Raw genomic sequence first — 13,519 nt, 5'->3', positions numbered from 1 at the left:
TCACCGCATGACGACCCAAGCATGACAACCACGGCATCAGAGACCACTGGCCGCATCATGGGCCTGACCGGCGGCATCGCCAGCGGCAAGAGCCTGGCGACATCGATCTTCGCCGAGTTGGGCATCCCGATCATCGACACCGATGCGATCAGCCGCGAGCTGGTCGAGCCGGGCAGCCCCTGCCTCGATGAAATCCAGGCTCGATTCGGCAACGACATCCTCGTTGAGGATGGCCGGCTGGACCGCCACAGGCTGCGCCAGCACATCCTCGACCAGCCGGCGGAGCGCGCCGCACTGGAGGCGATCCTGCATCCGGCAATCCGGGCAAAGGCCCGCGCACAAGCGACGGCGGCGGCCCGTCACGCCCCCTACGTACTCGTGGTCGTGCCACTGCTCGCCGAGACCTCGGTCTGGCCGGCCTACCGCGACTGGCTGGACGCGGTGATCACGCTGACCGCCCCAACGGCGCTGCGTCGAAAGCGGCTCACGGCCCGCCCCGGTATCGATGCCCGGCAAGCCGAGCAGTTGATCGCCGCCCAGGTCGATGACCGCGCCCGTCGGGCAATCGCCGACTATGAGCTGGTCAACGACCGATCACCCGAGGCCCTGCGCGAGCAGATCATCGAGCTGGACCGATGCCTTCGCCCGCGCGACGCGACCAACTGATCACGGCGAGCCCAGCGTCAGAAAGCGTTGCAGTCGCCACCAACCTCGCCGCCCCAACCGCCAGGGCGTGAGCCAAAGCGTGAACCTGCCGGACTCGACGGCATCGAGAGCCACCCCGACCAGTAACGGACTTTGCCAGAGCACGCGCGCCTCCCCACGGATCGACTCACCACCGGATAGCAACACCTCGGCGCGCCCGGCCGACCAGGCCAAGCGGCCCTCGAGGGCGAACCCCGGTGGACGATGACGGAGGCAACGCCACAACCAGCCTGAGACCACCAGCCAGGCCGCCGAGCGCCACGCCCACTCAAGCGCTGGCGTGTGTGCGCCTACCGGCCGGGGCGACTGCCAGATGACCAGACTCACCGCCAGCCAGGCCGCCACGACCAGTCCGCTCCAGGCCGCCAGCAACCAACGATCGGCGACAAGCCGTTCACTCAATCCTTCCGATATCCGTTCCATGGGCGCCCTTCCATCCAAGCCAAGCCGCGAGGGGTGATGTTATCCTTGCGCACCACTCCTGACGACCTTGGATGCACCAATGTCCGACGCGACCGACATAACCTGGCACGACCTGATGCAGCCGAGCGACACCCCGGCCGCTGGCGCCATCCTGCTGACCGATCTGACCGACCGCCGAGTCATCGAGGTCACCGGCTCGGAGGCACGCGCGTTCCTGCACGCGATCCTCACGCAGGACGTCAACGCCCTGACCGACGAGGCAGCCGCCTTCTCCGCGTTCTGCAGCGCCAAGGGTCGGGCACTGGGATTGCTGCGCATCGCTGCACACGAGGACGGATTCCGCCTGGTCACGCGCGCCGAACTCGCCCCCGACCTGCTCAAACGCCTGCAGATGTACGTCCTGCGACGGGACGTGCAATTGTCGTTGGTCGAAGACCAGGCCACACTCGGGGTCATCTGGCCGAGCGTCCATGAGTCGATGGACTGCCCGTTCGATGATGCCACCTGCGAGGCGGTCGAGCGCTTGCGCGAGGCCGAGCCGACACCCGGCCGTTGGCCCGCCGTTGTCGATGCACAAGGACGACTGTTCCTGCGCGAAGAGCAAAACACGCGCAATGGCATGCGCATTGCCGTCCATGGCCCGACCGACGACCTGAAAACGCTCGTGCGATCCGCTGCCAACGGCACGACGATCGTCTCGACCGACCACTGGGAGCGCGCCGAGATCGAGGACCGTATTCCCGAAGTCACGGGCGAGACGGTCGAGCACTTCGTGCCGCAGTGGATCAACCTCGACGAGCTCCAGGCCTTCAGCCTGAAAAAGGGCTGTTATCCGGGCCAGGAAGTCATCGCCCGGATGCATTACCTGGGCAAACCCAACCGGCGCCTGTTTGCCGGCCACGTGCTCGGGCTCGCCCCACCCGCGCCCGGCACACCGGTCCTTAATGACAAGGACGAGGCCGCTGGCGAGGTAGTGCGCAGCGCCCCCCTGCCGGACGACTCGGGCAGCCTGGTGCTCACCGTGATCAAGCTCAAGCACCTGCACGATCCGCTGACGATCGACGGCCTGGCTCTGAGCCTCGACCCGCATGACACCATCGAGGGCGGCAGCGACCGGGCCGATGCCCGGCACTGACCGTCACCCGCACATCACAGCAACGAAACCAAGCTCATGACTGACACCCGTCCCGAATCCAGCCTGACGGCCGACCAGCCGTTGATCGTCGGCAGCCGCCGCTTCTCCTCGCGCCTGCTGACCGGCACCGGCAAGTACAAGGACATGACCGAGACCCGCGAGGCGACCGAGGCCGCCGGGGCCGAGGTCGTCACCGTGGCGATCCGTCGCAGCAACATCGGCCAGAACCCGGACGAGCCCAACCTGCTCGACGTGCTACCGCCGGAGCGCTTCACCATCCTGCCCAACACCGCCGGCTGCTACACCGCCACCGAAGCGGTGCGCACCTGTCGCCTGGCCCGTGAACTGCTCGACGGTCACAACCTGGTCAAGCTCGAGGTGCTCGGTGATGAGAAAACCCTCTACCCGGACATCACCAACACCCTGCTCGCCGCCGAGACACTGGTCGAGGATGGCTTCGAAGTGATGGTCTACACCTCCGACGACCCGATCGTCGCCAAGCGTCTCGAGGAAATCGGCTGCGTCGCGGTCATGCCGTTGGCCGCGCCGATCGGCTCGGGCCTGGGCATCCAGAACAAGTACAACCTGATGACCATCATCGAGAACGCCGAGGTGCCGATCATCGTCGATGCCGGCGTCGGCACCGCCTCGGACGCGGCGGTGGCGATGGAGCTCGGCTGCGACGGCGTGTTGATGAACAGCGCCATCGCCCACGCCAAGAACCCGGTGCTGATGGCCTCGGCGATGAAGAAGGCCATCGAGGCCGGCCGCGAGGCGTTCCTCGCCGGGCGCATGCCCAGAAAGCGCTTTGCCAGTGCCTCCTCGCCCATCGACGGCCTGTTTTTCTGATCCCATGAGCGAATCGACCGAAAAGAGCGACGGCGTCCGTCGCCGCATCCGCTCGTTCATCCGCCGCGAAGGCCGACTCACACCGGGCCAGCAGCGGGCGCTGAACGAACTGGGCCCGAAATACCTGATTGAGCCGACCGGCGAGCCGATCGACCCGGCCGAACTGTTCGGCCGGAAGGCGCCGCTGACCCTGGAGATCGGTTTCGGCAACGGCGACAGCCTGGTGGAAATGGCCGCCAAGGATCCCGGCCAAAACTTCATCGGCATCGAGGTCCACCGTCCGGGCGTGGGGCACCTGCTCAACGGCATCGAGCATTTCGGCCTGACCAATCTCAAGGCCGTTTGCGGTGACGCCGTGCCGTTCCTCGATCAGCGCGTGCCCGAGGAAAGCCTCGACCGGATGCTGCTTTACTTCCCCGACCCGTGGCACAAGAAACGGCACCACAAGCGCCGCATCGTGCAGACACCATTCGCCGATCTGGTCGCTCGCCGCCTCAAGCCCGGCGGGCTGTGGCACCTGGCGACCGACTGGGCCGAATACGCCGAACACATGCGCGAGGTACTCGATGCCCACCCGGCCTTCGTGGCCGAGCACGAGGGCAGCGGCGAGAACGCCCGGCCCGATTGGCGGCCGCGCACCAAGTTCGAGCGACGCGGCGAAGAACGCGGCCACCAGGTCTTCGACCTGCTCTACAGACGGCGCTGATCGGCCCGGCAAACCGGCTGGAGATGCTTGAAATCCGCCCGGCCATCCCGCCGATTCGATAGCCAACAACTTGTTCCCGGTGACGCAAACCCCTATTATCGTGGGCTTTCGTTTTGCCGGGTGAGTCGAGTCGCGCGCGATTAAACCGCCCTCCTCCCCGGTCGAAACGACCCAATCCCACCACTTTATCCACGTTTCGTTTTTATTGCTTTCCAACAGGAGGGACCATGTCCAAAAAGCATCCCGTTGTCGCGGTTACCGGCTCGTCCGGCGCCGGCACATCCACCGTCAAGAGCGCCTTCAACCACATCTTCCGCCGCGAGGAAATCTCGCCGGTCGTGATCGAGGGCGACAGCTTCCACGCATTGAACCGCAAGGACATGCGCGAGCGCATGGCCGCCGAATCCGAGAAGGGCAACAATTTCTTCTCCCACTTCGGCCCGAACGCCAACCACTTCGACAAGCTGGGCGAGCTGTTCAAGAACTACGGCGAATCCGGTAGCGGCAAGAAGCGCTACTACCTGCATAGCGACGAGGAAGCCGCCGAGCACAATGCGCGCCTGAACACCAACCTCGGCCCGGGCGAGTTCACCCCGTGGGAAGACATCCCGGCCGGCTCGGACCTGCTGTTCTACGAAGGATTGCACGGCCTGGTGAAGACCGATGACGTCGACGTCGCCCAGCACGTTGATCTCGGTGTCGGCGTCGTGCCGATCGTCAACCTCGAGTGGATCCAGAAGATCTTCCGCGACAACGCCGAACGCGGCTACTCCGCCGAGAAGATCGTCGACACCATCCTGCGCCGGATGCCGGACTACGTGAACTACATCACCCCGCAGTTCTCGGAGACCGACGTCAACTTCCAGCGCGTACCGACCGTCGACACCTCCAACCCGTTCATCGCCCGCGACATCCCGACGCCGGACGAGAGCGTGGTCGTCATCCGCTTCCGCGATCCGGACGAATTCGGCGTCGACTTCCCCTACCTGCTGCAGATGATCCCGCACTCGTTCATGTCCCGCTATAACACCATCGTGGTGCCGGGCGGCAAGATGAGCTACGCCATGGACCTGATCCTGACCCCGCGTATCCATCGCCTGATCCAGGAACGCAGCAGCTAATCGCCTACCCGGTCATCCCGGACGAAAAAAAGCCCCCGCCGGCACCCTGCCGCGGGGGCTTTCTCTTGTTGAGCCCTGATTGAATCAGGAGGTCTGTCTATAAAGACCCACTCATTCAGGACGGCGGGCGATCCCCCGCGCAACGTGGCACCTCGCCCTCCGGCCCGTCAAAGTAGCGGAACGTGTTGCGCCCGGCGGCCTTGGCGTCGTACATGGCGGCGTCGGCGTGGTTGATCAACTCCTCGGCGTCCCGGGCGTGTTCGGGGAAAACCGCGATCCCGATCGACACCCCGATCGAGACCTGCTCGTCATCGAGGGCGAACGGCTGGGTCAGCACCTCGATCACCTTGCCCGCCACCTGACCGGCGAAGCGTGGCGCGGGCAGCCCCTCGATGAGGATCAGGAACTCGTCCCCGCCGAGGCGCCCGACGACGTCCTCGTGGCGCAACAGCCGCTGCAATCGCTGGGCTACCTCGCGCAGCAACCGGTCGCCCACCGCGTGGCCCAAGCGGTCATTGACCTCCTTGAAGTAGTCCAAATCGAGGAACAATATGGCGAGACGCGTCTCTTCATTCCGCGCCCGGGCAACCGCGTCGCCGATTCGGTACTTGAGCGAGGCGCGGTTGGGCAGATCGGTCAGCGAGTCGTGATGAGCCTGGTGACGAATCTGCTGCTCGGCCGCCTTGGTCTCGGTAATGTCGTTGAAGATGTGGATGAAATGGCTGGCGCGGCCATGCTCGTCGGCAACCTTGCTGATCGTCTGCAGCGCCGTCAGGCGCTCGCCTCGGCGGTTGCGATAGTCGAGCTCGCCCTGCCAACTGCGCTCACGATTCACTCGTTGGCAGATACGTTCCAGTTGCTCGCTTTCCTTGTCATCCAACTGGAACAGATCCGACATCGGCCGCCCCATCACCTCGTCGGCGGCGAAACCCGTGATGTGGGTGAAGGCCGGGTTGACGCGCAAGATGCGGTGATTGGGTGAGGTGATCATGATCGCCTCGCCGGTCCCCTCGAACACGGTGCCGGCCAGGCGCAATTCCCCGGCCGACCGCTCCAGCTCCTCGGCCTGCTTCGACAGGCGCCGCAACACGGGACGCAACGCCCGCGCCGCCAACAGGGCGACGATCGGCAACAGCAGGAAGACCAGCCCCAGCGGCCAGAGCAATCGGGCGACCACCGGCTGATAAAAGCTCCAAAAACCCGCCTCGATCAGCAGCAGGCAGCGCCCACCGCCCACCGGGGTGTAGAACAATACGCGGGTGTGACCATCGAGCTCGGGCCAGACCACCCCGGGCCCGGTCGGATCGACGCGCGCCAAAGGTCCGGCGATCGCCGCGCGCGGTTCGTCCATTTCCAGCCCGGAAGCATCCGCGTTCACGCCCACCAGGCGGCCTTCGCGGTAATCGAGGAGAAAGCCTCGCGCCGAGGGCTCCAGGGTGCGCGCCCGCTCGAGCAACTTGACCAGGCCGTCCACTTCGAAAAACAGCACGTCAGTGCCCAAACGCTCGCCGGCAGCACCAAGGATGGGCGCCGCGGTACGCCAGATGATGCGATCCTCGAATTGCACCAGCCGGCTCTGCACGTCATCCAAGTCATCGAGGATCGAGTGGTCGGGCGCCTCGGCCGTCAGCCCCTCATCGACGATCACCTCGCCGAACGGGCCAAGCCGCTTGATGCCGACCAGCGCCGGGGCGGTGCCCAGCGCGTCGGCCAGGCGTGGGGCGGTGTATGCCGCCAAGGCCTCAATCGACATTTCACCCTGGACATAGGCCGCGAGCCGGCGGCGAATCTCGGTGCGGCTGGTGACCTGGCGGGCGATGCCCTCGTAACGCTGCACCAGGTTATTGAGCGCGGCGCCCTGCGCCTGGACGCCCATCAAGGTGCTGCGCTCCAGACCCTCACGCGCGGACTGATAGATGGGCACGGCGGTGACCACAGCGACGAGAATACCGCTGACGAGAATGCCCAGCACGGCCAGCAGAATAGCCTTGCGGCGAATCAGTCGAATGGCATTGAGCTCGGACATGGGCCGGGTAACTCCGGTCGGAAATCGACTTGCCCGGCAGGGACGGGTCGCGGTTGGGCGGCGGGAAAAGCACGAGAAATCCGTCGTGCCTTCAAACGCGCCATCATCCCAGAAAGCCGCCCCTGAGGCCACCGGAATCGGGCAAGAGGACGCTGACAAGTCCATGAAAAGAATAGGGGAATTATTCAACTCAACCGCCCCTATCGTCGGCGGGGGACCTGAACGCCTTCCGCCACCCCTCGACCTGCTCACGAATGACCGCAGCCCGCTGGGTATCGATGCGCGCACCGGGTCTGGACGGCAGACCGGGCGAGGGTAGCTGGCGCACCGATCCCGTTGGCGTAGCAGGGAATCCCGGTACAAGGCGGCACACAGACAGCCCGTCTCATCTTGTTGTCTCCCGTTGTTGTCTCTCGTAGACAAAGGGAGGCACTGCGCGCCGCCCCTTGCTGACCCGCTGGACGTGGTCGGCACAACCCAACCTGAACGTCTGGCTGAACGTCTGGCCCTTCGCCGGGTCGAAACCGGCCACGGGCGTGTATAAGTTCCGGCAACGCCGCCTGCGCGCCCAGTGCATTGCCCTAGCTTGCCAGCGATAACCCGGCGCGGGTCGAGCGCCGTGCACACGCGTGATCAGCGCAAGCCGATCGACGCACACGGCCCCCGTGAGAACAAGGTGACGAGCCGAGAAATGGCCGGGAAACTTTCTGTGCAAACCCTGTACATAGGTTATACACTCGTCCCGTAATCTACCCAGCCCCGGAGCTTCGAGTGACCCAGACCCTGCCGTTTACCCCGCCAACCGACCGAGCGCTCGACATTGCCGTGATCGGCTCGGGCATCGCCGGGCTGGGTACCGCCTGGCTGCTGAGCCAGCGGCATCGAGTCACGCTGTTCGAGAAGAACGACTACCTCGGAGGGCACACCCACACACATTTGGTCGAGGATGGGCGGGGCGGGGGCCTTGCGGTCGACAGCGGGTTTATCGTCTGCAATCGACCCAACTACCCGCACCTGTTCGGCCTGTTCGAATCGCTCGACATCGAGACCCAACCCACCGACATGTCGTTCGGCATCAGCATGGACGGCGGTCGGCTCGAATACAGTGGCGACAATCTCAATACCCTGTTCGCCCAACGTCGCAACTTGCTGCGGCCGAGCTTCCTGCGGATGGTGTCCGCGATCCTACGCTTCAACCGGCTGGGCAAGGCGGCCCTGGCCAATGAGTCGCTCGGCACGCGCAGCCTGGGGCAGTTCCTCGATCAGCACCGCTTCTCGCCGCGATTGGCCGAGGATTACCTGCTGCCCATGGCCGCGGCGATCTGGTCGTGCCCCACCCGCCAGATGCGCGCGTTCCCGGCGCGGGGCTTCCTGCAGTTCTTTGCCAATCACGGCCTGATGAACGTGCAGGATCGCCCGCAATGGGAAACGGTGCCGGGCGGCTCGCGACGCTACGTCGAGCGGATGCTTGCCGAGCGCCGCTTCGAGGCGCTGGCCTCACACCCCGTCAACCGGATCGAGCGCGACGAGCATGGCGTTACGCTGCCCGAATACGACCGGCGCTTCGATGCCGTGGTGATGGCCGGACACGCCGACCAGACGCTCGCCTCGCTCGACCGGCCGGACGCGGCGGAAGCCGGCGTGCTGGGCGCCTTCCGCTTTCAGGAAAATCGCGCCTATCTGCATCGCGATACCGCGTTGATGCCGCGTCAACACCAAGTCTGGTCGAGCTGGAATTACCTGGGCCGACGTGACGCCGATGGCGAACGGGCCGTGGCAGTGACCTACTGGTTGAACCGCCTGCAGCGACTGGAATCAGCGCACGATTGGCTGGTGACGCTCAACCCCTTCGAGCCGCCCCGCGAGTCGCTGGTCGAACGCGAGATCACCTATCACCACCCGGTGTTCGACGCCCGCGCCATGGCCGCCCAGGCCGAGTTGCCCGCCTTGCAGGGCCATCGCCGCACCTTCTATGCGGGCGCCTGGATGGGTTACGGGTTTCACGAGGACGGACTGGCGTCGGCCGTGGCCGTCGCCCGACAATGCGGCGTGGCCATCCCCTGGGAATCCCGAGCGGAGGCCACATGAGCTCGTCTCTCTATCAGGGCTGGGTCATGCACCAGCGATTCACGCGGGCCTGTTATCGCTTTCGCTACCGGGTGTTCACGCTGCTGGTCGATCTCGACGACCTCGAGGCCGGCTTTCCCGACCAGCGTCTGCTGTCGCACAACCGCTTCAACCTGTTCTCGGTGTACGACCGCGATCACGGCCCGCGCCGCGACATGCCGCTACGTGACTGGATCACGGCCATGGCGCACACGCAGGGCATCGACATCAAGGGCGGCAAGATCCTGGTCTCTGCCTACCCCCGCGTGCTCGGCTACCAGTTCAACCCGCTGATCGTCTGGTACTGCCACGACCGACACGGGGAGCTGATCGCGATCAACTGCGAGGTCAGCAATACCTTTGGCGGGCATCACCACTACTTCCTGCATGACCACGGCCGCCCGCTGGAAAACCCGTTCCGCACCCAGGCCGACAAGGCATTCCACGTCTCGCCGTTTCTGCCCATGAACATGCGCTATCACTTCCGCCTGTCGCGCCCCGGCGAGCGGCTGGGGGTGTCGATCCGCGAGACCGAGGTCGATCAGGATGGCGCGGAAACCCTGACGCTGGTCGCCACCCACAACGCGCAACGCCGCGAGCTGAACGACCGCCGCCTGCTGCTCGAGGCCCTGCGCATCCCGCTTCTCACGGTCAAGGTGATCGGCCTGATTCATTGGCAGGCCCTGAAAATCTGGCTCAAGGGTGGGCGTTTCCACAAGAGCCCGCCACCACCGACATCGGAGGTCAGTTCATGCCCATCGTCCAGACACGAAAACTGAGCCCGGTTTCGGGCTCGACCGCCGATAAGCGGCCGACCGAACATACCCTGCCATTGCGCGCGCGCTGGGTCAGCCATTTGCTCGCCGGCATGCGCATCGGTCGCGTGCGGGTGACCACCGACGACGGCGGCGTCGCCGAATTCGTTGGCGACGAACATCGCGAACTGTCGGCCAGCGTGCACCTGCATCACCCCGCCCGGCTGCTTTCCCGGATCGCCCGGCTGGGCGACATCGGCATCGCCGAAGGCTTCATCGAAGGGGACTTCACCACCGATGACCTGACCAGCCTGCTCGAGATCGGCGCGCGCAACTTCGAGGCGATCGGCCATGACCTGCGCCCGGGTTTCTGGGCCCGACTCGGCCACCGTATTCAGCATGCCCTGCGGGCCAATCACCGTGGCGGCAGCCGGCGCAACATCGCCGCACACTACGATCTCGGCAACGACTTCTACCGGCTGTGGCTCGACGAGTCGATGACCTACTCGGCGGCCCTGTTCGCCGAACCGGACGAGGCGCTGGCCACCGCCCAGCAACGCAAGTACGACCGGCTGCTCGACCGACTGGATGCCCGCCCGGGTGATCGGCTATTGGAGATCGGCTGCGGCTGGGGCGGACTCGCCGAGACCGCCGCCGGCCGTGGACTGCGCCTCGACGGACTCACACTGTCCACCGAGCAACTCGCCTACGGCCGCGATCGACTCGCCTCGGCCGGCCTCGATGATCGCGCCCATTTGCACCTGACCGACTACCGCGATCAGGGTGGGCAGTTCGATCACATCGTCTCGATCGAGATGTTCGAGGCGGTCGGCGAGCGCTACTGGCCGACGTTCTTTCAGACCGTCCATGACCGGCTCAAGCCAGGCGGCCGCGCGGCCGTCCAGGTCATCACCATCGACAAGGACGCCTTCGAGGGCTATCGCCGCGAGCCCGACTTCATCCAGCTCTACATCTTCCCCGGCGGCATGCTGCCCTCGATCGAACGCTTCCACGCGGATGCGGCGACCGCCGGGCTGACCGTGCGCGAGACCGCGCTGTTCGGCCACGACTACGCCCGCACGCTCGCCCGCTGGCGCGAACGCTTCGATGCCGTCGAGGACCAGTTGGAAGCCCTGGGCTTCGGCCACCGCTTCCGCCAGACCTGGCGCTACTACCTCGCCTATTGCGAGGCGGGCTTTCTCGCCGGACGCATCAACGTCGCCCAGGTCATTCTGGAACGACCGTGACCCCCACCTCGAGCCCAACGCCGCGACTGAGCCTGTGGCAGGTGCTCGCCTACGGTGCCCCGGGCTTGCCGCTGGCGCTGATGGGCATTCCGTTGTACGTCTACCTGCCGCCGTTCTATGCCAACGAACTGGGCCTGGGGCTGGCGGCCGTCGGCATGGCCCTGATGCTCACTCGGTTGTGGGACGTGATCACCGACCCGGTGGTCGGCTACCTCTCCGACCGCATCCCGGGCCGCCATCGACGCAAATGGTTGATGGGCGCGGGCATGCCGCTGCTGATCGCCTCGCTGTGGTTCCTGCTGCGCCCGGACGACGACGTCGGGCTCTGGTATCTCTACCTCTGGGGCCTGGCGGCGTTCCTTGGCTGGACGATGATCCAGCTGCCCTACACCAGCCTGGGCGCGGAGGCCGACCCCTCCCCGCACGGGCGCACCCGACTGGCCGCCGGGCGCGAAGGCCTGGCCCTGGTGGGCACCGTGCTCGCTGCTGCCCTGCCGATCATGCTGGGCAGCGAGGCCCCGGCGGACGTGCTCACGGCCGTGTTCTGGCTGATGGCGATCGGGCTGCCGGCCGGCTTTCTCCTCATGGCGGCGACCACCCCCGAACCGGCCGTCCATCGCCCGCTGGTCGACTGGCGTCACGGCTGGCCGCTGTTGAAACACAACCGTCGCCTGCGCGGCCTGCTGGGCGGCTATTTCCTCAACAACCTGGCCAACGGCATTCCCGCGGCGCTGTTCCTGATGTTCGTCGCCGACCGGCTGGGCGCCCAGGACTGGCTCGGCTGGCTGCTATTGCTGTATTTCGCCGCCGGCATCGCCGCCCTGCCGGCCTGGACCGCGGTGGCCCGACGGATCGGCAAGCGCCGCGCCTGGGGAGCGTCGATCCTGCTCGCCGCGGCCAGCTTTTCCTTCGCGCCGTGGCTGGGTAGCGGGGACGTGGCCTGGTTTGCCCTGATCTGCACGATCTCGGGCTTGAGTCTCGGGGCCGACATGGCCCTGCCGGCCTCGATCCAGGCCGACATTGCCGGCATCGACAGTGACGACGGCGGCGGGGATCGTGCCGGGTTGTTCTTCGGCCTGCTGGGACTGGCAACCAAACTCGCACTTGCCGTGGCCGTCGGGGTGGGTTTTGGGCTGCTGGCGCTGGCCGGCTTTGAGCCCGGCGACACCGACACCACCGCACTGGCCGTCACCTACGGCGCCCTGCCGGTCGCCTTCAAACTCGCTGCCGCCTGGCTGGTCTTCCGCCTGCTGACCGACACCGAATCCCATCTCCAAGAAACCCCTCTGCGAGGAACCACCCCATGATCCGAGGCTTTGCCGTGGCGAGTGCGCTCGCCCTCACCCTGCTACTCACAGGATGCAGCAGCATGAAACTCGAGCAATTCCAGGGCACCACGCCCGCCTTCGACCTGACCGACTATTTCGAAGGCCAGACCTGGGCCTACGGCATCTTCGAGGGCCGCGGCGGCGAGATCAAGCGCCAGTTCCGGGTCGAGATCGACGGCTACTGGGAGGGCGAGGCATTCGTGCTCGACGAGGATTTCGTCTACGAGGACGGTGAAACCGACCAGCGCACCTGGCGCATCACGCCCACCGGCGAAGGCCGTTACGTGGGCCGGGCCGGCGACATCGTCGGCACCGCCGAAGGCCGCGAGATGGGCCAGGCGCTCAACTGGCGTTACGTGCTGCGGCTGCCCTACGGCGACTCGACCATCGACGTGGCCTTCGACGACTGGATGATTCGCCAGAGCGAGAACGTGGTGATCAACCGCGCGACGGTGAAGAAGTTCGGCATCCGCGTCGGCGAGGTCACGCTGTTCTTCACCAAGACCGATCCCGATGGGGAGGCATCATGAACGCGCATTCGACCCGGATCGCGCTGGGGCTGGGGCTGGCCATGACGCTGGGCTGGGGCAGTGCGCCGGCCCTCGCCGACTCGTTCGAGACAGAGCAATCCTTAGGCGCTAGCGCACTGGTCTTACAGGGATCGGGCACCGCCAGCTACATGCTCTGGGACGTGTACGACGCGGCGCTCTACGCGCCGGCCGAGGCCAACGAAAACGCCATCGTGAACGCCGAGGTGCCCATGAGCCTGATCCTCGAGTACCACCGCGACGTCGGCGCAGGCGATATCCGCAAGGCGACCTGGGTGGCCCTGGATGAGCAGTACGCGGACGAGGAGCGCGAGGCGATCCGCCCCAAGATCGATGCGATACAAAACACCATGATCGACGTGACCGACGGCGATCGCTATCGCCTCGACTGGGACCCCGAGGCGCCCCGGCTGACCCTGAGTCTCAACGACGAGACCCGCTTCGAATCGGATGACCGCGAGCTGGCACGGGCCTATTTCGGCATTTGGCTGGCCGAGCCGCCGCTGTCGGACAAACTGCGCGCCGCCTTGCTCTCGCGACTGGACTGACCGCGACCCACGGCCGCAAGGC

13 protein-coding genes are annotated in these 13,519 nt (G+C 66.0%); 11 read left to right on the top strand and 2 right to left on the bottom strand.

Annotated elements, in window-relative coordinates; all coding sequences use genetic code 11:
* The first annotated feature begins 21 nt into the window (after nt 1-21).
* A complete protein-coding gene (coaE, locus tag ABGV18_RS03010; RefSeq protein WP_396584759.1) occupies nt 22-666 on the top strand; it encodes a dephospho-CoA kinase in 645 nt (214 codons plus the stop codon).
* On the opposite strand, the gene ABGV18_RS03005 is transcribed toward coaE, so the two are convergent.
* Nucleotides 667-1,128, bottom strand: a complete 462-nt coding sequence (locus ABGV18_RS03005; RefSeq protein ID WP_396584758.1) for a hypothetical protein — start codon at nt 1,126-1,128, stop codon at nt 667-669.
* A 79-nt stretch (nt 1,129-1,207) separates the two neighbouring features.
* On the opposite strand from ABGV18_RS03005, the gene ygfZ reads away from it, so the two are divergent.
* From ygfZ to ABGV18_RS02985, 4 genes are all read left to right on the top strand, one after another.
* Nucleotides 1,208-2,263 (top strand): CAF17-like 4Fe-4S cluster assembly/insertion protein YgfZ, encoded by a 1,056-nt coding sequence (gene ygfZ, locus ABGV18_RS03000; protein ID WP_396584757.1) that lies wholly within the window; start codon nt 1,208-1,210, stop codon nt 2,261-2,263.
* 36 nt (nt 2,264-2,299) lie between these two features.
* On the top strand, nt 2,300-3,112 hold the full coding sequence (locus ABGV18_RS02995) for a thiazole synthase (protein ID WP_396584756.1): 813 nt from the start codon (nt 2,300-2,302) through the stop codon (nt 3,110-3,112).
* Nucleotides 3,113-3,116: 4 nt separating this feature from the next.
* Nucleotides 3,117-3,818, top strand: a complete 702-nt coding sequence (gene trmB / locus ABGV18_RS02990; protein ID WP_396584755.1) for a tRNA (guanosine(46)-N7)-methyltransferase TrmB — start codon at nt 3,117-3,119, stop codon at nt 3,816-3,818.
* 227 nt (nt 3,819-4,045) lie between these two features.
* The gene (locus tag ABGV18_RS02985) at nt 4,046-4,939 is read left to right on the top strand and encodes a phosphoribulokinase (RefSeq protein WP_396584754.1); all 894 of its coding nucleotides are present in this window, start codon (nt 4,046-4,048) and stop codon (nt 4,937-4,939) included.
* A gap of 115 nt (nt 4,940-5,054) precedes the next feature.
* Here ABGV18_RS02985 and ABGV18_RS02980 read toward each other — a convergent pair whose 3' ends face one another.
* Nucleotides 5,055-6,965 carry a diguanylate cyclase domain-containing protein gene (locus ABGV18_RS02980; RefSeq protein WP_396584753.1) on the bottom strand — a complete coding sequence of 637 codons (1,911 nt, stop codon included), beginning with the start codon at nt 6,963-6,965 and terminating at the stop codon, nt 5,055-5,057.
* A 771-nt stretch (nt 6,966-7,736) separates the two neighbouring features.
* On the opposite strand from ABGV18_RS02980, the gene ABGV18_RS02975 reads away from it, so the two are divergent.
* The 6 genes from ABGV18_RS02975 to ABGV18_RS02950 are packed head-to-tail and all read left to right on the top strand — an operon-like array spanning nt 7,737 to nt 13,497.
* On the top strand, nt 7,737-9,053 hold the full coding sequence (locus ABGV18_RS02975; RefSeq protein ID WP_396584752.1) for an FAD-dependent oxidoreductase: 1,317 nt from the start codon (nt 7,737-7,739) through the stop codon (nt 9,051-9,053).
* Nucleotides 9,050-9,850, top strand: coding sequence for a DUF1365 domain-containing protein (locus tag ABGV18_RS02970; protein ID WP_396584751.1), 801 nt, complete (start codon nt 9,050-9,052; stop codon nt 9,848-9,850). Before ABGV18_RS02975 ends, ABGV18_RS02970 begins: the two co-directional genes overlap by 4 nt.
* Entirely contained in the window at nt 9,823-11,073 is a 1,251-nt protein-coding gene (locus ABGV18_RS02965) for a class I SAM-dependent methyltransferase (RefSeq protein WP_396584750.1), read from the top strand. The genes ABGV18_RS02970 and ABGV18_RS02965 overlap by 28 nt, the downstream gene beginning before the upstream one ends.
* Nucleotides 11,070-12,380 carry an MFS transporter gene (locus tag ABGV18_RS02960; RefSeq protein ID WP_396584749.1) on the top strand — a complete coding sequence of 437 codons (1,311 nt, stop codon included), beginning with the start codon at nt 11,070-11,072 and terminating at the stop codon, nt 12,378-12,380. The genes ABGV18_RS02965 and ABGV18_RS02960 overlap by 4 nt, the downstream gene beginning before the upstream one ends.
* Nucleotides 12,377-12,931 (top strand): DUF3833 domain-containing protein, encoded by a 555-nt coding sequence (locus tag ABGV18_RS02955; RefSeq protein ID WP_396584748.1) that lies wholly within the window; start codon nt 12,377-12,379, stop codon nt 12,929-12,931. Before ABGV18_RS02960 ends, ABGV18_RS02955 begins: the two co-directional genes overlap by 4 nt.
* Nucleotides 12,928-13,497 (top strand): chalcone isomerase family protein, encoded by a 570-nt coding sequence (locus tag ABGV18_RS02950; protein WP_396584747.1) that lies wholly within the window; start codon nt 12,928-12,930, stop codon nt 13,495-13,497. The genes ABGV18_RS02955 and ABGV18_RS02950 overlap by 4 nt, the downstream gene beginning before the upstream one ends.
* The last annotated feature ends 22 nt before the right edge of the window (nt 13,498-13,519 follow it).

Source organism: Guyparkeria halopsychrophila (assembly GCF_044582135.1).
In the GTDB taxonomy this organism is placed as follows: domain Bacteria; phylum Pseudomonadota; class Gammaproteobacteria; order Halothiobacillales; family Halothiobacillaceae; genus Guyparkeria.
The sequence above is the reverse complement of the archived record's forward strand: the minus strand, read 5'-3'. Positions and strand labels throughout refer to the sequence as shown.

Excerpts from the sequence above, each read along its gene's own strand:
- coaE (WP_396584759.1), top strand. The coding sequence starts at position 22 with ATGACAACCACGGCATCAGAGACCACTGGCCGCATCATGGGCCTGACC.
- ABGV18_RS03005 (WP_396584758.1), bottom strand. The coding sequence starts at position 1,128 with ATGGAACGGATATCGGAAGGATTGAGTGAACGGCTTGTCGCCGATCGT.
- ygfZ (WP_396584757.1), top strand. The coding sequence starts at position 1,208 with ATGTCCGACGCGACCGACATAACCTGGCACGACCTGATGCAGCCGAGC.
- ABGV18_RS02995 (WP_396584756.1), top strand. The coding sequence starts at position 2,300 with ATGACTGACACCCGTCCCGAATCCAGCCTGACGGCCGACCAGCCGTTG.
- trmB (WP_396584755.1), top strand. The coding sequence starts at position 3,117 with ATGAGCGAATCGACCGAAAAGAGCGACGGCGTCCGTCGCCGCATCCGC.
- ABGV18_RS02985 (WP_396584754.1), top strand. The coding sequence starts at position 4,046 with ATGTCCAAAAAGCATCCCGTTGTCGCGGTTACCGGCTCGTCCGGCGCC.
- ABGV18_RS02980 (WP_396584753.1), bottom strand. The coding sequence starts at position 6,965 with ATGTCCGAGCTCAATGCCATTCGACTGATTCGCCGCAAGGCTATTCTG.
- ABGV18_RS02970 (WP_396584751.1), top strand. The coding sequence starts at position 9,050 with ATGAGCTCGTCTCTCTATCAGGGCTGGGTCATGCACCAGCGATTCACG.
- ABGV18_RS02965 (WP_396584750.1), top strand. The coding sequence starts at position 9,823 with ATGCCCATCGTCCAGACACGAAAACTGAGCCCGGTTTCGGGCTCGACC.
- ABGV18_RS02955 (WP_396584748.1), top strand. The coding sequence starts at position 12,377 with ATGATCCGAGGCTTTGCCGTGGCGAGTGCGCTCGCCCTCACCCTGCTA.
- ABGV18_RS02950 (WP_396584747.1), top strand. The coding sequence starts at position 12,928 with ATGAACGCGCATTCGACCCGGATCGCGCTGGGGCTGGGGCTGGCCATG.